This is a genomic window from Streptomyces sp. DSM 40750, assembly GCF_024612035.1.
Classification (GTDB): Bacteria; Actinomycetota; Actinomycetes; order Streptomycetales; family Streptomycetaceae; genus Streptomyces.
In genome coordinates this window covers 7,669,898-7,690,614 of the sequence record NZ_CP102513.1, presented here as the reverse complement: position 1 = coordinate 7,690,614, position 20,717 = coordinate 7,669,898, and the positions used below count along the sequence as shown (strand labels likewise).

Below are 20,717 nucleotides of genomic sequence, written 5' to 3'. Positions count from 1 at the left end.
TATGGCTCCGGACAAGGGTCTAGCCACTCAAGTCCCCCCTGATAAGGCAAGTGTTGATCAATCACATGAAGACCGTGATCGTACACCTGTCCCACACAAAGCCGGGGCCACCCTCACAAAGAGGGTGACCCCGGCTCTTTACCCTGCGGACTAGTCGCCGTTACCCGGCGTCGGCGTCGTCTTCTGGATCTGCATCAGGAACTCGGCGTTCGACTTCGTCTGCTTCATCTTGTCGAGAAGCAGCTCGACCGCCTGCTGCTGGTCGAGGGCGTGCAGCACCCGGCGCAGCTTCCAGACGATGGCGAGTTCGTCGGGGGCGAGCAGGATCTCTTCCTTACGCGTACCGGACGCGTCCACGTCCACCGCGGGGAAGATCCGCTTGTCCGCGAGCTTCCGGTCGAGCTTCAGCTCGGCGTTGCCCGTGCCCTTGAACTCCTCGAAGATCACCTCGTCCATGCGGGACCCGGTGTCGACGAGAGCCGTCGCCAGGATGGTGAGCGAGCCACCGTCCTCGATGTTCCGCGCCGCACCGAAGAAGCGCTTCGGCGGGTACAGCGCCGTCGAGTCGACACCACCGGACAGGATGCGGCCGGAGGCCGGGGCGGCGAGGTTGTACGCACGGCCCAGACGCGTGATCGAGTCGAGCAGCACGACGACGTCGTGGCCCAGCTCGACGAGCCGCTTCGCACGCTCGATGGCGAGCTCGGCGACCGTCGTGTGGTCCTCGGCCGGACGGTCGAAGGTCGAGGAGATGACCTCGCCCTTCACCGACCGCTGCATGTCGGTGACCTCTTCCGGACGCTCGTCGACGAGGACGACCATCAGGTGGCACTCGGGGTTGTTGTGCGTGATCGCGTTGGCGATCGCCTGCATGATCATGGTCTTGCCGGTCTTCGGCGGGGCCACGATCAGACCGCGCTGGCCCTTACCGATCGGCGCGACAAGGTCGATGATCCGGGTGGTCAGCACACCCGGGTCGGTCTCCAGGCGGAGTCGGTCCTGCGGGTAGAGCGGTGTCAGCTTGTTGAACTCCGGTCGTCCGCGCCCGGATTCGGGTGCCATGCCGTTGACGGAGTCGAGGCGGACCAGCGCGTTGAACTTCTCGCGGCGCTCGCCGTCCTTGGGCTGACGCACGGCACCGGTGACGTGGTCACCCTTGCGCAGGCCGTTCTTGCGGACCTGGGCGAGGGAGACGTACACGTCGTTCGGGCCCGGCAGGTAGCCGGAGGTGCGGATGAACGCGTAGTTGTCGAGGATGTCCAGGATGCCCGCGACCGGGATCAGGACGTCGTCGTCGGCGAGCGTCGGCTCGGGGCCGCCCATCTCGTCGCGGCCACGACGGCCACGACGGTCCCGGTAGCGGCCGCGACGGCCACGGCGTCCGCCGTCGAAGTCGTCGTCGTCCTGCGGACCGTTGTCGCGCTGACGGTCCTGACGGTCCTGGCGGCCGCCGCCCTGCTGCTGGCCCTGCTGGCCGCGGTCGCGCTGCTGCTGACCGCCGCCCTGCTGCTCGTCGCCCTTGCCACGGCGGCTACGGTCACCGCGCTCACCGCGGTCGCCACGCTCACCGCGGTCACGGCCACGCTCGCGACGGCCCTGACGGCCCTCGGCGCCCTGGTCACCGGCGTCGGCCTTGGCCTCGGCGGCGGGAGCCGGCGTCTCCACCTTGGGCTCGCTCTTCGCCTCGGCGACAATGCTGGTCTGCGGATCGGGGCTGCCCGCGTCGGCGGTGGCACGGCGACGGCGGCGCTCGGTGGGCGCCTCGTCACCACCGGCCGGCTGGCCGGGGATCTCGATCTGCTGCTGGGCCACGGCCTTCTCGGCCTTGTCGGCGGGCGCCTCGGCCTTCTTGGCGGCGGCCTTCTCGGCCGGGGCGGCGGCCTCGCCGGTACGCGCCTTCGAGGTTGTGCGGCGCTTCGGCTTGGTCTCGGTGGCTGCCTCGGCCTTCGCCGGGGCACCCCCGCCCGCCTGCGCCTCCTTGATGACCTCGATCAGTTGGCTCTTGCGCATACGCGCGGTGCCCCTGATGCCGAGGCCGGATGCGACCTGCTGCAGCTCGGCCAGCACCATGCCCTCGAGGCCGGTGCCACGGCGCCGCCGGGAGCCGGCACCGCTGGCAGGCGCGGCGTCCGTGGCGGGCGCGGCAGCGGTGTCCTCGACACGTGCGCCCATCAGATCGGTGGTGTCGCTCACGAAGGGTCCTTCCCTGGAGCGGACGTCGGCCTTCTGGCTCGGCGACCGTTTGTGCTGTCCGGCTTCGGCCCTGATTCGGGTGGACCGTGCCGGGGCGGTGGTCCGCCAAAGGCGGCGGAGGAAATTTCTGGTGATTCGGCGCTTTCCGGGCCGTGGCACTGAGTGTCTGTGTCACGCGGCTCGGCCACGCCGGTTCCGGAGCCTGCTCGGCAGACCGCTCAGTGCCTGCGTACGGCGTACAGCTTGACGTACGAAGCACAGTGCGGCTTGGGAGACTCCCGGAAGAATGGTTGTCCCGGAGGGGGACGATAAGCACCTCGCCATGGCTGAGGCAGGTGCAGACTTGAGGTTAACACTACCGGATCCAACAAACATTCCCCCTCTCGAAATCCGGCAACCGTGCGCCCCTACCCCTCGCCGTTGTCGGCGCCGGGTACGGCGACGGTGGTGGTCAGCGGCAGGACGCACGCCCCTCGGGCGTCGAGATCCAGCCGGTTGGCGGCCCAGCCCTCGCCCGCGAGGTCGGCCACCTTGTCGGCGCTGGCCTCGTCGGCCAGGGCCAGAACCGTGGGTCCGGCGCCGGAGATGACTGCCGGGACGCCGTCGGCCCGCAGTCGCTCGACCAGGGCCGCGCTCTCCGGCATGGCGGGCGCCCGGTACTCCTGGTGCAGCCGGTCCTCGGTGGCGGGCAGCAGCAGCTCGGGGCGCCTGGTCAGGGCTTCCACGAGAAGGGCCGCCCGGCCCGCGTTGGTGGCTGCGTCGACGTGCGGGACGGTGCGCGGAAGCAGTCCGCGCGCCGTCTCCGTCAGAAGCGGCTTTCCGGGCACGAAAACCACCGGAACGATGGAATCGTCGGGCTCCATCCTGATCGCCCGCGCGGCTCCGCCCTCCATCCAGGAGAGCGTGAAGCCGCCGAGCAGACAGGCCGCGACGTTGTCGGGGTGGCCCTCGATCTCCGTGGCCAGTTCGAGCAGCGCGGCGTCGTCGAGCCGGTTGTCCCCGCCTATGGTCACGGCGCGGGCGGCGACGATGCCGGCGCAGATGGCGGCGGAGGAGGAGCCGAGGCCACGGCCGTGCGGGATGCGGTTGGCGCACACGATCTCAAGGCCGCGGGGCTGCCCGCCCAGCAGATCGAAGGCGGTGCGCAGGGACCGTACGAGGAGGTGCTTCTCGTCACGCGGGAGGGTCTCGCTGCCCTCCCCCGCGATGTCGACGTGCAGGCCGGAGTCGGCCACCCGGACGACCACGTCGTCGTAGAGCCCCAGCGACAGGCCCAGGGCGTCGAAGCCCGGACCGAGGTTGGCGCTGGTGGCGGGGACGCGCACCCGTACGGCGGCGGCGCGGAACGCTGGACCGGCCATCGCTCGATGACTCTCCTTGAGCTGCGAGATTGACGATTGTCGAATGACATTCGATACGTGCGAGAAACCCTGGGCCGCTCAAGACGGCGCGGCGCCGCACCCTTGCGGGGCATATGCAGCGGGCGGGTTCACTACAGCCTATCGAAGGAAGGTTCTGTGGCGACATAGGGCGCACAGGAGGCGCACGATGCGTGTCGTAAGCCCCCCGTGCACCCCCTGTCGGGTCCTGCCAGGGTTATCCCCCGAGAATCGGCGTCTACGCGCGACTCCCAGGCCTTTCCGAACGACTGGGTGAGAGCCTACGCGAGGCCGAGGCGCTCGGCCGCCGTAGCCGCGTCCACCGGGACCGTGACGGGCTGCGGGGCACCCGCGACGGCCCAGTCGGGGTCCTTCAGGCCGTTGCCGGTGACGGTGCAGACGATGATCTGGCCCGGGTCGACCTTGCCGTTCTCGGCGGCCTTCAGCAGACCGGCCACGGAGGCGGCGGAGGCGGGCTCCACGAAGACACCCTCCTGAGCGGCCAACAGCCGGTAGGCGCGCAGGATCTCACGGTCCGTCACCTCGTCGATGAAGCCGCCCGACTCGTCCCGCGCGGCCAGGGCGTACTGCCAGGACGCGGGGTTGCCGATACGGATCGCGGTGGCGATCGTCGAGGGGTCCTTGACGACCTCACCGCGCACGATCGGCGCCGAGCCGGAGGCCTGGAAGCCCCACATGCGGGGCGTCTTCGCGGCGATGCCATCGGCGGCGTACTCCTTGTAGCCCTTCCAGTACGCCGTGATGTTGCCCGCGTTGCCCACCGGCAGCACGTGGATGTCGGGTGCGTCACCGAGCATGTCCACGATCTCGAACGCGGCCGTCTTCTGGCCCTCGATACGCACCGGGTTCACCGAATTGACCAGCGCCACCGGGTAGTTGTCGCTCAATTCACGCGCGAGGGTGAGGCAGTCGTCGAAGTTGCCATCGACCTGGAGGATCTTCGCGCCGTGCACCAGGGCCTGGCCCATCTTGCCCAGCGCGATCTTGCCCCGCGGGACGAGTACGGCCGAGACCATGCCCGCCCGGACGGCGTAGGCGGCCGCGGAGGCAGAGGTGTTGCCCGTGGAGGCACAGATGACGGCCTTCGCGCCCTCTTCCTTCGCCCGGGTGATGGCCATGGTCATACCGCGGTCCTTGAAGGACCCGGTGGGGTTCGCGCCCTCCACCTTGAGGTGGACCTCGCAGCCCGTGCGCTCGGAGAGCACCTGCGCGGGTACGAGGGGCGTGCCGCCCTCGCGGAGCGTCACGACCGGCGTGCTGTCGGAGACGGGCAGCCGGTCCCGGTATTCCTCGATGATTCCGCGCCATTGGTGGGTCATTGCTGGTTACTCTCCTTCAACCCGCATGATGCTGGCGACACCCCGCACGGTGTCGAGGTTGCGCAGCGCCTCGACGGTCCCGCTGAGGGAGGCGTCGGAGGCGCGGTGAGTGACGACGACGAGAGAGGCCTCGCCGTCCTTGCCCTGCTGCCGAACGGTATCGATCGACACCCCGTGCTCGGCGAACACGGTCGCCACCTGGGCGAGAACTCCCGGTTTGTCGGCGACGTCGAGGCTGATGTGGTAGCGCGTGACGACCTCACCCATCGGTGAGACGGGCAGGGCGGCGTAGGCGGACTCGCCGGGTCCGGTCGCGCCCGCGAGCCGGTTGCGGCACACGGCAACGAGGTCGCCGAGGACGGCGGAGGCGGTGGGGGCACCGCCCGCCCCCGGCCCGTAGAACATCAGCTGACCGGCGGCGTCCGACTCCACGAACACCGCGTTGTACGCGCCGCGCACGGAGGCGAGGGGATGGGTCAGCGGAATCATCGCGGGGTGCACGCGCGCGGTGACGGAACCGCCGTCCGCGGCCCGCTCGCAGATGGCGAGCAGCTTGATGGTGCAGCCCATGTTCTTGGCGGAGGCGAAGTCGGCCGCCGTGACCTCGGTCATGCCCTCGCGGTACACGTCGTCGAGGCGGACGCGCGAGTGGAAGGCGATGCCGGCGAGGATCGCGGCCTTGGCGGCGGCGTCGAAGCCCTCGACGTCGGCGGTGGGGTCGGCCTCGGCGTACCCGAGCGCGGTGGCCTCGTCGAGGGCCTCCTGATAACCGGCCCCCGTGCTGTCCATCTTGTCGAGGATGAAGTTGGTCGTCCCGTTGACGATGCCCATCACCCGGTTGATCTTGTCGCCGGCGAGGGACTCGCGCAGCGGCCGGATCAGCGGGATGGCACCGGCGACGGCGGCCTCGTAGTAGAGGTCCTTGCCGGCCTCGTTCGCCGCCGCGTGCAGGGCGGCGCCGTCCTGGGCGAGGAGGGCCTTGTTCGCGGAGACGACGGAGGCGCCGTGCTCGAACGCGGTGGTGATGAGGGACCGGGCGGGCTCGATACCGCCGATGACCTCCACGACGACGTCGATGTCCCCCCGTTTGACCAGGGCGGTCGCGTCGGTGGTGACGAGCGCCGGGTCGATGCCCTCACGCACCCGGGAGGGCCGTCGCACGGCGACGCCCGCGAGCTCGACCGGGGCACCGATGCGTGCGGCGAGATCGTCGGCGTGCGTCGTCATGATGCGCGCCACCTCTGAGCCGACAACCCCACAGCCCAGCAGCGCCACCTTCAGCGGACGCGTACGCATCATCCGACCTCGTTTCCTCACATACCGAATACGGTGGGACCAGTCTCACTCACCGGACGGGAGTTTCTATCCCTCGTCCGGATCGTGAGATATCTATTTCATTTTCTCAGGGCCGGAAGACGGAGATCTTTCGGCCCCGCGCATTTGGGGCTTTCCTGCGTCCGGTGAGTCACCCGAGCCTGGCGTCCGGTGAGTCACCCGAGCCTGGCGTCCGGGGAGACACCCGAGTCTGGCATCCGGTGAGTCATCCAACCTCGGCGTCTGGTGAGTCATCCAACCTTGGCGTCCGGTGAGTCACCCGACGCCTTTCGGTGCTTCACCCGACGTCGAGCCGGAGAAGATCCTCCTCCGTCTCCCGCCGGACGATGACCCGGGCCTCTCCATCATTGACGGCTACGACCGGCGGGCGCAGCACGTGGTTGTAGTTGCTCGCCATCGAACGGCAGTACGCGCCGGTGGCCGGTACGGCGATCAGGTCACCCGGTGCCAGGTCCGCCGGCAGGAACGCGTCCTTGACCACGATGTCCCCGCTCTCGCAGTGCTTGCCGACCACGCGGGCGAGCATCGGCTCGGCGTCGGACGTACGGGAGACGAGCGCGACGCTGTACTCGGCGTCGTACAACGCGGTCCGGATGTTGTCGGACATGCCGCCGTCCACGGAGACATAGGTCCGCAGCCCGTCCAGCGGCTTGATGGTGCCGACCTCGTAGAGCGTGAAGGCGGTCGGCCCGACGATGGCACGCCCGGGCTCGACGGAGATCCGGGGCGTGCGCAGCTTGGCGCTCTCGCACTCGCGGTTGACGATCTCGGTGAGCGACTTGGCGATCTCGTGCGGCTCGCGGGGGTCGTCGTCGCTGGTGTACGCGATGCCGAGGCCGCCCCCGAGGTCGATCTCGGGCAGCTCGACACCGTGCTCGTCACGGATGTCCTTGAGCAGCCCGACGACGCGGTGGGCGGCGACCTCGAAGCCGGACGTGTCGAAGATCTGCGACCCGATGTGGCTGTGAATACCGATGAGTTCGAGCCCGTCGAGCTTGAGGGCCCGCCGTACGGCCTCCGCGGCCTGTCCGCCCGCGAGCGGAATCCCGAACTTCTGGTCCTCGTGCGCGGTGGCGATGAACTCGTGCGTGTGCGCCTCGACGCCGACGGTGACGCGGATCTGCACCTTCTGGCGCTTGCCGAGCGACTGGGCGATGTGGGCGACCCGCACGATCTCCTGGAAGGAGTCGAGCACGATACGGCCGACGCCCGCCTCGACGGCACGGTGGATCTCGTCGGTGGACTTGTTGTTGCCGTGGAAGGCGATGCGGTCGGCGGGCATCCCGGCGGAGAGGGCGGTGGCGAGCTCGCCGCCGGAGCACACGTCGAGGTTGAGCCCCTCCTCGTGCAGCCAGCGGACGATCGCGCGGGAGAGGAACGCCTTGCCCGCGTAGAAGACGTCGGCGTCCTGCCCGAACGCCGTACGCCAGGCGCGCGCCCGGGCCCGGAAGTCGGCCTCGTCGACGAAGTACGCCGGCGTACCGAACTCCTCCGCGAGCGCCTTCACATCGATCCCGCCCACGCTGACGACTCCGTCGGCCGTACGGGTGACGGTCTGCGCCCACACCTTCGGGTCGAGCGTGTTCAGGTCGGCGGGCGGGGCGGCGTAGTGCCCCTCGGGAAGAACGTCGGCGTGACGGGGCCCGGCGGGGTGTGCGGAACGGCTCATGTCTGTACGGCTTTCTCTGTCTCTCTGGGCTGGGTGCGCGGGGGCTTGGGCTTAGGGCTTGGGCTTTGGGCTTGGGCTTGGGCTTTGGGCTTCGGCTGTTGACCGCCGACTGTCGCTGATTTCGGCTGTCGGCTTCGGCTGTCGGCTTTCGGCTTCGGCTGTCTGCTGTCTGCTGTCTGCGTCTGTGGGCTTGGGCTCCGCCGGCTCGCTCAGATGTATTCGGGTGCGTCGATGCCGAGCAGGGACAGGCCACCGGCCAGCACCGTCCCGGCGGCTTCGGCGAGCGCCAGCCGGGCCCGGTGGGCGGCCGAGGGTTTCTCCTCGCCGCGCGGCAGCACCGTGTGCTGGAAGGCGAGCAGGGCGTCGGCGATGACGACCAGGTGCCGGGCGAGACGATCGGGAGCGCGGTGCGTGGCCGCTCGGGCGAGGGTGAAGGGGTATTCGGTGAGGGCGGTGATGAGGGGGGTGGTGACGTCGGAGGCGGTAACGGGGGTGGTTGGCGTGACTGGGAGGGCGGGGGTGCCGGGGTTGGGGGCGGCGTCCCGGATGCCCGAGGTGCCGGCGATGTGCTGGATGCTCGGGGCGTCAGGGGTGTCCAGGTTGCCCGGGGTGCCGGTGAAGCCGAGGGCCGTTGCGTTGCGGGTGAGTGCGCGGGCTCGGGCGTGGGCGTAACGGACCCGGAACAGGGGGTTGCCGGCGCGCTGCACGAGGAGGTCCGCGGTGATCCGGGGGCGGTCGTGGGCGGCCGGGTGCAGGAGGGCCCAGCGGAGGGCGTCGGGGCCGAGGGGGGTGGGGTCTTCCGGGGCGGGGACGGGGCGGAGGTCGACGGGTTCAGCGGACTCGCCGGATTCGTCGGGCACGCCGGATTCGTCAGGCTCGCCGGGCCTGTCGGGCTTGTTGGTTTCGTCGTGATGGTCGGGGAGATGGGGCCTGGCGTGGTGGACCTCGACGCGACCGCCCTGGCTGGCGACGATCCGCACGAGCGCGTCGGCGATGACCTCGGCGCGGATGTCGTACGGGATCCGCAGCCGGACGACCTGCCCGGCGAGGGTGTCGCTGTGGCCGTATGGGAGGGGATTGGCGCGTTGGCCGCCCCTGGCGCCCTGGGCTCCTCGGACTTCTTGGGCTCCTTGCGCCCCTTCGGCCCCTTGCGCTCCTTCGGCCCCTTGAGCTCCTTCGGCCCCTTGAGCTCCTTCGGTCCCTCGCTCTCCTTCGGCCCCTTGGATCCGGCGCACGAGGGCGGTGACGGTGGATCGGTCGAGGTGGATGTTGAGGAACCCGGGCCCGGTGATCTCGACGTCGGCGACGCCTACGGTCCGGCTGAGGTGGGGCCGCAGTATCTCGGCGATCTGCAACGGCGGCCGCCCCGCGGGCCTGGCCAGCTGCAACGCGATGTTCGTCGCGTAGTCCCCGCTCCCCCCGGGCCCCGGCGGAGTGACCACGGCCCGTGCGGGCACCGCCACGCTCAGCTCCCCGTCGTCCACAGCACGACGCACCGCGCGCAGCACGGTGCTGGAGAGCTCGACGGGGGTCACGGGGACAAGCGTATGGGAGGAGGGGGGTGGGTATGCGAGCCGGTTTACCGCAGGGTCCGGGATGTGGACGGGGTGGGGGGCGACGGGACGCTGAGGTGAACGGCGGGAAGGCCGGGATCCGCGCCGTGAGGGAGGCTGGTGGCGGGGCGCGGGCACAGCCGGAGGCTCGGTGAAGGGGCGTCGGACCGCGCGGTGTGGGCGGCCGGGCGGGGCCGGACTGTGAAGCCTTGTCCTGGGCTCCAAGCTCTGGGTGTTGAGGGTTCAGCGCTGAGCCGTCAGCGCTGAGCGTCGGGTGCTCGGATCCGAGGCCTCCCCGGAGAACTCCCGCGACCCGGGAGGGAGATCAGCCACCGGTACGGCCGGCGCGCTGGCCATGCTCGGTGTGCTCGCTCCCGCTGCCCGTCCCGCCTGCTGGGACACTGGCGGGGGAGGCGGCAGGGGCAGGACCACCGGCGCCGATTCCGAACGGCTCGGCCTCATCCCTCCCGGTCTCCCGTCGCTCGACCAACTGCCGTACGAGTGCGACGAGTTCGGCCGGTTCGAAGGGCTTGGCAAGGAAAGCGTCGACGCCGACGTCGAGCCCGGCCTCGACCTCGTACTGGCTGCACGCGCTGACGATGGCGAGCGGAAGGCGCTGGGTCCGGGGGTCACCGCGGAGCGCGGCGGCGGTGCGGAGTCCGTCCAGCCGAGGCATCGCCACGTCGAGGGTGATGAGGTCGGGCCGCACCTGATGAACGATGTCCAGGCACTCGGCACCATCGGCCGCGGTCACCACCTCGAAGCCCTCCAGCTCGAGGTTGACCCTGATCAGCTGCCGGATGACCTTGTTGTCGTCCACAACAAGCACCCGACCGGACGCGCCTGGCACAACTCGAGAGTAGGTCCGCATCCACCGCCGCGTCCGGGTTTTCCCCACTTCCGCCCCCTGCGGGCGGTCTCCCCCAGCTCAGCCCCGTCCTCTGCCCCACAAAACCCGTTCATGATCTCCCTCGGAGAGCTGGTAGGGTTCTACCCGTCGCCGCCGAACAAGGCGCCCGACACGCCCCCGTAGCTCAGGGGATAGAGCAACGGCCTCCGGAGCCGTGTGCGCAGGTTCGAATCCTGCCGGGGGCACCCTGTATGAGGTGCCCATAGACCCCGTCACCAGCGGAAACGCTGAGGCCGGGGTCTTCGCGTATGTGCAGCCGTATGCCGCTCGGAGCGGCCGTATGTCGGGTGCTGTGGACTATGTGGGGACTGGCCGCAGGCCAGGAATCCGCAGGTCAGCCCCGGAAAACACCGAGGCCCCCGGATCGGAGTCCAGGGGCCATCATGCCGCAGGTGTGCGTGAGGAGCGCGTGGATCAGGGCCCGGCGCCGGGCCCGTCCTCCTGGCTGCCATTCTCGCCGAGGAGTTCGGCGATCCGCCGATTGGCGACGTCCTGCCGACCGTCGAGGCACTTGGCGTACCGGCTCAGGAGCACTTCGACGCTGTTGCCCGCGCGCTCCGCGACCTCGGTGGGGTCCACACCGGCGTTGAGCCAGGAGGAGAGCGCGGCGTGCCGCAGGTCGTACGGTCGAGCGGCCAACGGCGAGGCCACCTGCTCCGGCGTGAGCGCCAGGTGTCGAGCCTCGTCCCAGACGCGCCAGTAGGTGGTGGAGGCGACCACTCCCCCGCGTTCGTTGGCGAACATCCGTCCTTGGCGGTGCCGAATTCCTTGATGTGGGCGAGGAGTATGCGGACGAGGCGAGGCGGGATGGGGATGATGCGGGTTTCGTTCGCGGGGCGGTTCTTGAGGCCATGGTTGTCGTGAACTTCCCCGGCTCCGGTCCAGCGCTTTCCAACGGTGGGCGGGTCTTCTCCAGGATCAGTGAACCCCAACCCGTGTCCGGCAACGTGCGGTCCGGGCGTCGCAGACCCACGGCTTCCGCCGGCCGCAGCCCACCGAAGTACATACAGGCGAAGAGGGCGACGAGGCGGCGTCCACGTGTCCGCCGGTAGCCGCCCACGTACGAGACGGCAGCGAGGAGGTCCCGGGCTTGCTGAGGGTTCACCACAACCCGGCGGTCCACTTCCTTGATGACCTTGGGCAGCTTCCACTTCACGAGCGTCACGGGGTTCTCAGGCAGCTCCCCCAGTTCGACCGCGTAGGCGAGGGCGTTGAAGAGGACCGCTCGCTTTCGCCGCACCGTCTCGGCAGCCGCCGGATCCCCGGAAAGCCTGAGCTTGAGCGAGTCGAGGACACGGCGGATGTCCGCCGGATTCTTGAGCGTGGCCAGCGGCAGCGAGGCTTTGGCCACCCAGCGAAGCGCGTTCGCGATGTCCACCGGGGGCTCGTCCTCATCCCCGGCCTGGACGACGAAGGCCCAGCCACGCAGAGCACGCCGCAAGATGTCGTCGGCCAGGCGCCCAGGCCGATCACCCAGGAGTTCAGTCGTGACGAGGGTCATGGTCTCGTTCAGACTGTCGCGGGAGTTCGGAGCAGCGTGCGGCCACTTCATGGCCACGTACGCCCGCGCGAAGTCGTACCAGACGCGGGACTCTTTGGCAGGTGCCATGGAGTCTGGCAGCCCGATTTCCGTGTCGAACGCCTCGCCCTTCTGAGCAGCCCGGAGAAGCTTCGCGCGGAAGTTGTCGGCGAGCGACTTCGTCCGGAAGGTCTCGGAGAACGGCGGGACATCGCCGACCTTCCATCGCACGTCGTAGGACGGCGTCTTGTACGGCCGCACGCGGACAACGACAGCACCATCTCGTCGACGCCGGTCAGGCGCCGCTGCCGCTTCTTGACGATCTGCGGCTCGAAGCTGCCGGCAGTGTCGCGAGGCACCTTCACTTCCACCGGCCCGACGTCGGTCAGCACGGTCTTGGCGCGGGTGCCGTTGCGGCTGTTGCCGTTGTTCTTCCCTGCCGGATCATGCTTCTCATAACCGAGGTGATCGGTGATCTCGCCTTCCAGGGCAGATTCCAAGACCCGCTTGGTCAGCTGCTGCAGCAGCCCACCCTGCCCGGTCAGCTGCAGCCCCTCCGACCGGGCCCGCTCCACCAGCATCGCGACCAGTTGCTCGTCGGACACGGGCACAGGCTGCCCGGACTGGGCACTCTCGCCAGGCTCCACAGTCTCCAACTCCACGGCGGTGTCAGTCACTTGGCGTCTCTCCCGTGATCGTCGGATCCGCCGTTAGATTTACACTCCCCCTCCTGCCTGCGCCCCGGCTGACCGCGCCCGGCGGCGCGCTCGGCGGCGCGCTCGGCGGCGCGCTCGGCGGCGCGCTCGGCGGCGCGCTCGGCGGCGCGCTCGGCGGCGCGCTCGGCGGCGCGCTCGGCGGCGCGCTCGGCGGCGCGCTCGGCGGCTACGGGCATGAAGGGGGAGACACCCTCTATGGCTGGGGCGGTCGGCTCCACGGCTTTAGGCAGCCACTTTGGGGCGAGCCTCTAAGATCACGGCCCCAACGTCGTGCTTTAACGGGCAGGTCCACAGACTGCCCGACTCGCCGGAAGCTTACGGGGCCATGATCACTCGCCCCAAAGCAGCTCCCGCCCAAAGCCCTTACGCCGACCTCAGCTTGAAGATCGGCGACCCATCAGCCTGCAATCCGGGAAGCAGCGTGCTCCCACCGGGGCAGCTCTTGATCCGGCAGAACCGTGTTTCGCCAAGGTCTGAGATCCTTTCTTAGGAGCGGATGTGGTCAACTCCACTTCCTAGCAGGCGGGTTACCGACTGGTGGAAGGCAGGGCGGCGGTAGCGTGCCGTCGACCACACACCGCATCCTTGACCGGGAGCCACTCCGCGATGTCCGGCCTTATCGACGTGCCGCGCGAACCTCAACCCAAGACCGCCGACAGTTACGAACCGTGGGTGGGTGATGTCCTGCATCACCTCGCATACGAAGATCAGCGGCTGTCCGAGGCCGACATACGCACCCCCCTCCCCGAGGAATTCGTGTTGACCTGGGAGGGCGTAGCCGCGATCCTCTCCGCCGCCTGGAAGACCGATAAGAAAGAACTCAAGTGGACCCTATATGTCGAAATAGCCCGACAGGTCAGATATGCCGGTGACGGCGCATACATCTTCCACCAGAAGTACGGGACACCTGACCGATACAAACGGTACGTACGACTTGAGCATGTGTTCACCGCGGAATCGGATTCCACCTGGGGCGACCTCGTTGAAGAGGTCATTGAAACCTTCAAAGACCCAAAACAAGAGTACGGATGGAGCCTAGAGCCCGCTCAACAGCACGAGTACGCGAACAGCGTTATCACCTATCGGCGGGACGTCGCGACGGCGGAGCGCCGTATCCGCAGGGCTCTTTTGTCGCGGTGGCTCCGGCTGGTGCCGCTTGTGGTGATGCCGCTGGTTCTGGCAGTGGTCGGATGGGGAAACCTGTGGCCGGAAGACGTGCCGGACCTACGCACGTTCAACATCGTGACCATCGCGGTGATGCTGGTCCTGGTGGTGGTGTTCCTGGTCGGCTACTTCCTGCGGGTGAAGGACGAGAAACACGGTGTCAGGTCGGTGTTCCTGCTCCGCAGAGATCTGGAGATCATCCATGACCGGTGGACCCTCAACGCCTCAAAGACCCGCCCGACGACGGAACGGCGGGACGGCTACCGGGAGCACATACCGCGGGTCATAGATCGTCTGCGGCGGGATACACGGTTCTACCGGCGTATTCACAACTGGTTTCAGTGGGGGGTGTTCTTCGCGTCGGTGGGGACCACGGCGACTACGGCTTTCTGGGAGACCCCGCAGCCGGGTAAGACGATCCTGATCATGCTGGGGTCGTTCCTGGCATTCGCTACCGCGGTTACGGGCTATTTCAAATTCCGTGAGCGGGCGTACAACCTTCAGCAGACCGCGGACCAGATAGAGCAGCACGCCACGGCCTTCGATCTGGGGATTGCGCCGTACGCGGATGCGGACGCTGCGGTGAACCTGGAGCGGTTCGCGGAGAACGTGGAGACGCTTCGGATGGAGCAGCGCAAGCGGGAACAACAGTTGGAACAGCCGCATCAGGGGCAGGCCGACGTCATCTGACCGGCAGCAGGACGGCCGTCAGTACGGCCAACCCGAACGACGCGGCACCTCGTGCGAGGCGGACCTGGGAGGCGTTGGCAGGGCTAAGTGAACACGCACCTGTCTCCCTGGTGAGTGTCTAACTGCGTGACAACCACGGCGCACACCCGCGAACAACCGTGGACGTCAGCAGAGCATCCATGCAGGTGACAGGCACAGCCGCCCAAGGACAGTGGGCACCCCAAATTGCTTCGGGACGAGGAGGTCGGTTGCCGTATCGTGCGGCCAGATCGTCCACACACGAGCGCCCTTCCGGGCCGTCCTCGGGCCGTGGAAGGCCGCTCAATGATGACCAACGTCGACAACTGCCGACAGCTCAACAGCAGGTCAGGGCGTTGATCTATAAGGCAGCCGCAGGTCACGGCCGTCGGTGATCAGTTGTGGCTGAACTGAGCGCGGCCGGTACGGCACCGAAGTGCGGCAGTGACGGCAGCGACTATGGAGGCAACGGTACCCGGCAACCCTGGGCGGCACCGGTCAAGGCAGCGTCAGGGCCGCCCACCAGGGCGTGCCCGCCTCTTCTAAGACGTCATCTCATTTGGTGAGTCTGTGCGACGATTCGTCGGCCAGTGGGAAGTCATGAACGGGGGCGAAGGTCGATGCAGTACGTCAATCTCGATGCGCAGGTCGGCGACCTGTCAGGGGTCTTGGACCCGGCTCACTACCTGAGCCACCTACTCTCAATCTCCGGTGACCTGCCGCCAGGCGCCCGGGCTTTCGCCACGGACACGGGCCACTACGACTTCCGCAGCAGGCGATGCGTGAAGGACCTGACGCTCCGGGCCGTCCGGGGCGCCGGCGGTGAGGAGATGGAGGTCGAGTTCCAGCACAACTGCTGGAAGCACGACCGAGACCTGCTGATCCGCTACGCAGGGGTGTCCAGCTTCCTCATCGATCCCGCCGACGAGGACCGAGGAGCCGACCTCGGAGCTGTGATTCTCGACGAGATCCTGCCGCACAGGGACGGCTGCAGCCACGAGATCGCCTGCTGGGACGGCACACTCACCCTTGTCTGCCGTGACCTCCAGGCGACCTGGACTGAGACCATCTGCTCCAGCGAGGCATAGGCGCGACAGGTCATGGGGATTGTCGAGCGGCTGGTGCCGGATGAGCTGTGGGAGCTGTTCCAGCGGGTGGTGCCGGAGGCGCCGTCGCGGCCTCAGGGTGGTGGCCGGCGTCGGCATGGCGACCGGGAGGTGCTGGCGGCGATCGTGTTCGTGGCCACGTCGGGCTGCACATGGCAGCAACTGCCTACAGCGTCCTTCGGGCTGTCAGGGGCAACCGCCCATCGGCGGTTCAGCGAGTGGTCGAAGGCCCGGGTGTGGGCCAGGCTCCACCGCGTGGTACTCGACGAGCTTGGTGCCCGAGGCGAACTGGACTGGACCCGCTGCGCGATCGACTCGGTGAACATGCGGGCCCTGAAAAGGGGGACCTGACGGGTCCGAATCCTGTCGACCGGGGCAAGTACGGTTCGAAGATCCACTTGATCACCGAGCGGACCGGTTTGCCCATTTCCATCGGAATCTCGGGCGCGAACCTGCACGACAGCCAAGCCCTGATCACCTTGGTCAAGGGCATTCCGCCGATCCGCTCCCGACGCGGACGCAGGCGGCGCAAGCCGGGAAAGCTTCACGCCGACAAGGGCTACGACTACCCCCACTGCGGCGATGGTTACGTGGCCGCGGCATCACCCACCGCATCGCCCGCAAAGGGATCGAAAGCTCACAACGGCTGGGCCGCCACCGCTGGACCATCGAACGCACCATGGCCTGGCTCGCTGGCCGCCGACGCCTCCACCGGCGCTACGAGCGCAAGGCCGACCACTTCCTCGCCTGCACCAGTATCGCCTGCACCCTCATCTGCTACCGCAGGCTCACCAAATGAGATGACGTCTTAATCGGCTGTACCGCGAGTGTCGCTGGGACCCCGGTAGGCAGCGCATGATTCGCCACGCTCTTTGACCCGCTTGGGCGGGCACGGTAATTGCCGGAGGATCACCGTTTTAGCTCCGGTTGGATCAATGGTCTTGGGCTGAGCCGGTTGCCCTGCGCGAAGACGTTCGGCTATTGGTGATGACCATGGGGGCTCTGCCGCAATAACTGGGGCAGAGCCTCTGTACGTTGGAAGAAAAATCTGCTGCCCGCTCACCCCCGAACGCTTCCTACCTGAAGCGGGTCAGTCCGCAAAATTCAACCGTACGAACTCAAATTCGTCGATGTTGAATACGTCATCCCCGTCGTGGTCGATCCAGAATGTTAAATACAGCCTGCTCTGTGCATCTGGAAAATCAACATGCCCTTCCTTCGAGCTGACGCCTGAAACGTAAATTTCATCTTGCTCGTTGGAGTACGAGCTAACTCGTTTCCCTAGAAAGTAATTGAAGCCATGTTTTCCTAGGAAGAGCTTTCCGTTGAAGTAAGCGTGAGCCGCGTACGCGCAGCCGGAGCAGAAGGGGGGGAGTGTAGCTCTGTCGCTGTCTTCTATGCTGAAATTATAGTCACTGGTCCATGCGTTGACCCTAAGGCCCTGTTCGTCGATCTTAGGGAAACGGAGAATGAAAGGCTCTCGCTTTAGGGGAACATCAATGATCGGGAGGTCGCTCTTGTTCGCTAATGACATCGAAGCGCGAGCTTTGTTCTGCCAAAACTCCAGCCCTGCATGAGGGGTCCTGAGCAAGTCGGGCTGAATGGTGCGCACATCTTTCGAGCCTTTTTCGATTGCCGATTTCCATGCTGGAAAAGTGCCAGCCGCCAGTAATAAGAGAGCGGCCACGAGTGTCACCCATGCAATAGGAGTGACGCGCCCTGTGACGTTATTCGTCACATTTCCGGTGATAATGGTTCCAGCGTCTCTCCCAACCGCTACTGACTGCTCGCCGGTCGCGGAAATCTTCCTACTCTCGGGTGGTTCAGGGGTATTGATGGGATTTGGCATGAGATTCAACTCGCATCGCTGCGGTGAGAGGTGTTGGGACCACTAATAGCTTCTGAGGCGCGCATGGGCATCAAGAGAGAATGTAGCTGTGATAGGCGGAAAATATGTAGATCGATGAACAGGAGGTCGACCTGCTCATCGGGTGCAACTGGTCGGCCTGCGGTGAGGCCCAGCTGCTGCCGGGACCCCAGTGCAGGCGTGAGGGGCGTTGCGGAGGCTTCACACCGGGCCATCTTGCATCAGATCCCCGCGCGAGGCGTGGGTTTCGACGCGGATTACTCCGCAGGTGCGCGGCACCTCGTGGAAGCGGAAGGGAACCGACTCTTTGGCAGGGGCGGTGGGGCTTCGGCTCCTGCACTCCCCGCGAGCGGAGGTGAGCCGTATGGAGGCACAACTTCGCGGGGTGGAAGGAGTGCTCACCGTGAGAGCGTCGTCCAAATGGTGCGGTGTGCCCTTGAAGGACGGTCAGCCCGAAGGCTGGCTCTGCTCTGTGTAGACGTCTTGGCCAACGACACCGGTCATAGAGGCTTTGCCCCGGCTACCGGGGTGGAGCCTTCGGCGCGTTGGAAGGGAAATCCGCTGCTCTCAGCCCATAGCCCGTCGGCCGTGGGTTCGAGTCCCACCAGCCCACCATGCAGGTCTCCGACCTGCGGAAACGTCTCAGTGGGCATGTGGATTCAGGAGTTTGGGTCAACGACTGAATCCGCTGCTCGTGAGTTCAACCTCGTGGTCAGCGTTGGTAGTTCGGGCGGCTTTGACCAGTACGGATGTTCCAGTCTGCGGGCGGTGAACCCGCCGCACACGGCTCCTGTGGCTGGACGGGTGCTTGATTCGGGACGCTCGCAGGACGCAGGGAAGCGGACGGGGCTGTTCCGTAGGCCATGTAGTCGACGTCCGCCATGGGTGGGTGGGGAAATCGGTGCGGTGGGGCGGCAGGAGGCTGGGCCCGAGTCCCTGGATCACAGAGCCGCTGCTGAGGTGGGCCGGAGCTGCGGGAAACGGCCCGTACTGAAAACGGCCCAGGGACTCGTTGATGAGTCGCGTGACGAGGCTCTGAGACGTGGCCACGAGGTAGGACAAGTCGGTGGTTGGCTACGGGATCGTCCTGCCGGCCTCAGAGTTGTGGCCCGGGATGGTTCGTCCTCCCCGCGCCCCCTGGGTGCCAGGAACTGCCCCAAGAGGAAACGGCCCCGGGCGATCATTCGGTCCTCTCGTGTGGTGCCCCGTGGTTCATGCGGTCAGGACGTCGGGGCGATCGAAGACGGGTCTCGTCCAGCCCAGTTGCTCGGGTTGCGGACCGCTGGTAGCTGAGTGTGTTCAGATGCTCAATCACTGGTGGTATGTGACAGTCGGCTGCTTCGGCGAACGCGCTCAGATGGATCATCTGCGCTCGTGCGGAGAGCACTCGGGGGCGCACGGGCCGGACCAGTGTGCGGGCGGATCACCTCTGCTCGCGCGGAGAGCACACATCCGCCCTGAGCGCACTCTTCGTCAACGCCGGATCACCTCCGCTCGAGCGGAGGTGCACCGAAGAAGGCACCCGTCGACCGGCACTCTGGCGGCTACAACCGTCCCTGTTCGCCGCGGAGCGGAGGCGTAGCCGTGCAGGGGAAACAAATCCACGGGTGGAAGGAGTGCTCACTGTTGAAAGCGTCGTCCTGAGATGTCATCTCATTTGGGCCAGTAGGCTGCGGTCGTGGTTTCGATCGTGCAGCGGCTGGTGCCGGACGAGTTGTGGGAGCTGTTCCAGCGGGTAGTACCGGAGGCGCCTACGCGGCCTCAGGGCGGCGGACGGCGTCGGCACGGTGACCGGGAGGTGCTGGCCGCGATCGTATTCGTGGCTACGTCCGGCTGCACGTGGCAGCGGCGCTTCTCCGAGTGGACAAAGGCCAGGGTGTGGCCAAGCTCCACCGCCTAGTCCTCGACGAACGCGGCTCCCGCGGCGAGTTGGACTGGTCCAGATGCGCGATCGACTCGGTGAACATGCGGGCACTGAAAAGGGGGACCTGACGGGTCCGAATCCTGTAGACCGGGGCAAGTACGGCTCGAAGATCCACTTGATCACCGAGCGGACCGGTCTGCCCTGTCCGTCGGGATCTCGGGGGCGAACCTGCACGACAGCCAGGCACTCATCCCTCTGGTGAGGGGCATACCGCCGATCCGGTCCCGCCGAGGACGTCGGCGACGCAAGCCGGGCAAGCTCCACGCAGACAAGGGCTACGACTACTCCCACCTGCGGCGATGGTTACGCGAGCATGGCATCACCCACCGCATCGCCCGTAAGGGCATCGAGACCTCGACCCGGCTGGGCCGCCACCGCTGGACCATCGAACGCACCATGGCCTGGCTCGCCGGCTGTCGACGCCTCCACCGCCGCTACGAGCGCAAAGCGGAACACTTTCTCGCTTTCACGAGCATCGCCTGCACCCTCATCTGCTACCGCAGGCTCGTGCCCACCCGGAGCAGCAAGGCTCAGGTGTTGGCAGCGCCATAGTGCAGGACGTTGCCTTGTGGAAGCAGGTATCCGATGTCCCGCGTCTGCGGCAGCTTTCCTGCCAGCGTCGATGCGTCGGTGCAACCAGAGACCTCGAAGCCGATGACCCCCAGGCTGAAGGAGGCGCTCTTGAAGGTCTCGGTCCCGATGGCAGCCAGCCATTCGTCCATCACGTCGGACCTGAAGAACGGCCGACCGTCCCAGTACGCAAGACCCGCGTGACCCAGCGCACCGACGGGGACGTAAAAGTCCAGCCAGTCGCCGCTTTCATCACCGCCGCGGATCGCCACACAACCGCACACGACCAGTCGACCCGTCGGCAGTCGGACCTGACCGTGGAGGTGGCCGAACTCAGTCAGTGAGCCAACCGTGCACGGCACGGGATCCTGCTCCTCAGGTTCACGGTCTCTCTGCCCGAAGCACCCGTGAACGTCTGCGGCGGACCAAAGCGCACTCAGGACGGCCTGAAGCTGGGCATCATCACTCGATCCAACCTCTATGGCCAGCTCGTAGTAGCCATCGGACCAGTTGGTCTGGTCCGAGAAGGCAGCAGGACTCGTCATGGCGTGATCATGCGGCAGAGCCCACTCCAGCGCCACCTGCTTTCCAGTGCACAGCCTGGCCAATTGAGATGACTTCTAAAGCGGTTGTCGCAGGTTCGAATCCTGCCGACGCACGTGGCTATGGGCCAGTTCAGAGACTTGATACTCTCGAACTGGCCCTTTTCCGTGATCACGGCCATGCCACACACGTGGACCACGCCCACTCCACGGTGTGTGGAT

General features: G+C 67.1%; 12 protein-coding genes, 1 tRNA gene and 4 pseudogenes. 5 read left to right on the top strand and 12 right to left on the bottom strand.

Translation table 11 applies throughout. The features are described from left to right. Positions 1–150: 150 nt before the first annotated feature. The 7 genes from rho to JIX55_RS34310 all read right to left on the bottom strand — a co-directional run bounded on the left by rho (position 151) and on the right by JIX55_RS34310 (position 10,340). Positions 151–2,193, bottom strand: a complete 2,043-nt coding sequence (gene rho, locus JIX55_RS34340; protein WP_257567111.1) for a transcription termination factor Rho — start codon at positions 2,191–2,193, stop codon at positions 151–153. Positions 2,194–2,600: 407 nt separating this feature from the next. Further along, positions 2,601–3,554, bottom strand: coding sequence for a homoserine kinase (thrB, locus tag JIX55_RS34335; RefSeq protein ID WP_257567110.1), 954 nt, complete (start codon positions 3,552–3,554; stop codon positions 2,601–2,603). Positions 3,555–3,853: 299 nt separating this feature from the next. Further along, on the bottom strand, positions 3,854–4,912 hold the full coding sequence (gene thrC / locus JIX55_RS34330; RefSeq protein ID WP_257567109.1) for a threonine synthase: 1,059 nt from the start codon (positions 4,910–4,912) through the stop codon (positions 3,854–3,856). A gap of 6 nt (positions 4,913–4,918) precedes the next feature. Next, on the bottom strand, positions 4,919–6,211 hold the full coding sequence (locus JIX55_RS34325) for a homoserine dehydrogenase (protein ID WP_257567108.1): 1,293 nt from the start codon (positions 6,209–6,211) through the stop codon (positions 4,919–4,921). 313 nt (positions 6,212–6,524) lie between these two features. Beyond that, entirely contained in the window at positions 6,525–7,916 is a 1,392-nt protein-coding gene (gene lysA / locus JIX55_RS34320; RefSeq protein ID WP_257567107.1) for a diaminopimelate decarboxylase, read from the bottom strand. Positions 7,917–8,125: 209 nt separating this feature from the next. Continuing rightward, positions 8,126–9,451: an ArgS-related anticodon-binding protein NrtL gene (nrtL, locus tag JIX55_RS34315; RefSeq protein WP_257567106.1), complete on the bottom strand. Its 1,326-nt coding sequence runs from the start codon at positions 9,449–9,451 to the stop codon at positions 8,126–8,128. Positions 9,452–9,794: 343 nt separating this feature from the next. After that, positions 9,795–10,340, bottom strand: coding sequence for a response regulator (locus JIX55_RS34310; RefSeq protein ID WP_257567104.1), 546 nt, complete (start codon positions 10,338–10,340; stop codon positions 9,795–9,797). Between the two features lie 152 nt (positions 10,341–10,492). On the opposite strand from JIX55_RS34310, the gene JIX55_RS34305 reads away from it, so the two are divergent. After that, a tRNA-Arg gene (locus JIX55_RS34305) sits at positions 10,493–10,564 on the top strand. 229 nt (positions 10,565–10,793) lie between these two features. Here the strand turns inward: JIX55_RS34305 and JIX55_RS34300 are convergent. From JIX55_RS34300 to JIX55_RS34290, 3 genes and pseudogenes are all read right to left on the bottom strand, one after another. After that, positions 10,794–12,159: pseudogene (locus tag JIX55_RS34300) on the bottom strand (tyrosine-type recombinase/integrase). Continuing rightward, positions 12,147–12,479 (bottom strand): annotated as a pseudogene (locus JIX55_RS34295) (transposase); the annotation flags it as partial. The pseudogenes JIX55_RS34300 and JIX55_RS34295, both read right to left, overlap by 13 nt. Positions 12,480–12,571: 92 nt before the next feature. Next, on the bottom strand, positions 12,572–12,832 hold the full coding sequence (locus tag JIX55_RS34290) for a hypothetical protein (protein ID WP_257567103.1): 261 nt from the start codon (positions 12,830–12,832) through the stop codon (positions 12,572–12,574). 388 nt (positions 12,833–13,220) lie between these two features. On the opposite strand from JIX55_RS34290, the gene JIX55_RS34285 reads away from it, so the two are divergent. The 3 genes and pseudogenes from JIX55_RS34285 (at position 13,221) to JIX55_RS34275 (ending at position 16,391) form a co-directional block, all read left to right on the top strand. After that, a complete protein-coding gene (locus JIX55_RS34285; RefSeq protein ID WP_257567102.1) occupies positions 13,221–14,468 on the top strand; it encodes an SLATT domain-containing protein in 1,248 nt (415 codons plus the stop codon). A gap of 800 nt (positions 14,469–15,268) precedes the next feature. Beyond that, complete coding sequence (locus tag JIX55_RS34280; RefSeq protein WP_257566165.1) at positions 15,269–15,574, top strand: hypothetical protein; 306 nt, start codon at positions 15,269–15,271, stop codon at positions 15,572–15,574. A 12-nt stretch (positions 15,575–15,586) separates the two neighbouring features. Continuing rightward, positions 15,587–16,391: pseudogene (locus tag JIX55_RS34275) on the top strand (IS5 family transposase). A 291-nt stretch (positions 16,392–16,682) separates the two neighbouring features. On the opposite strand, the gene JIX55_RS34270 reads toward JIX55_RS34275, so the two are convergent. After that, positions 16,683–17,441 carry a hypothetical protein gene (locus tag JIX55_RS34270; protein WP_257567100.1) on the bottom strand — a complete coding sequence of 253 codons (759 nt, stop codon included), beginning with the start codon at positions 17,439–17,441 and terminating at the stop codon, positions 16,683–16,685. Positions 17,442–19,146: 1,705 nt separating this feature from the next. On the opposite strand from JIX55_RS34270, the pseudogene JIX55_RS34265 reads away from it, so the two are divergent. Then, positions 19,147–19,935, top strand: a pseudogene (locus tag JIX55_RS34265) (IS5 family transposase). Here the strand turns inward: JIX55_RS34265 and JIX55_RS34260 are convergent. Beyond that, a complete protein-coding gene (locus tag JIX55_RS34260) occupies positions 19,914–20,498 on the bottom strand; it encodes a hypothetical protein (protein ID WP_257567099.1) in 585 nt (194 codons plus the stop codon). The pseudogene JIX55_RS34265 and the gene JIX55_RS34260 sit on opposite strands and share 22 nt — an antisense overlap. Positions 20,499–20,717 lie beyond the last annotated feature (219 nt).

Bases quoted from the DNA above. Each gene is read 5' to 3' on its own strand.
- thrB (WP_257567110.1), bottom strand. From the start codon at position 3,554: ATGGCCGGTCCAGCGTTCCGCGCCGCCGCCGTACGGGTGCGCGTCCCC.
- thrC (WP_257567109.1), bottom strand. From the start codon at position 4,912: ATGACCCACCAATGGCGCGGAATCATCGAGGAATACCGGGACCGGCTG.
- JIX55_RS34325 (WP_257567108.1), bottom strand. From the start codon at position 6,211: ATGATGCGTACGCGTCCGCTGAAGGTGGCGCTGCTGGGCTGTGGGGTT.
- lysA (WP_257567107.1), bottom strand. From the start codon at position 7,916: ATGAGCCGTTCCGCACACCCCGCCGGGCCCCGTCACGCCGACGTTCTT.
- JIX55_RS34310 (WP_257567104.1), bottom strand. From the start codon at position 10,340: ATGCGGACCTACTCTCGAGTTGTGCCAGGCGCGTCCGGTCGGGTGCTT.
- JIX55_RS34285 (WP_257567102.1), top strand. From the start codon at position 13,221: ATGTCCGGCCTTATCGACGTGCCGCGCGAACCTCAACCCAAGACCGCC.
- JIX55_RS34270 (WP_257567100.1), bottom strand. From the start codon at position 17,441: ATGCCAAATCCCATCAATACCCCTGAACCACCCGAGAGTAGGAAGATT.
- JIX55_RS34260 (WP_257567099.1), bottom strand. From the start codon at position 20,498: ATGACGAGTCCTGCTGCCTTCTCGGACCAGACCAACTGGTCCGATGGC.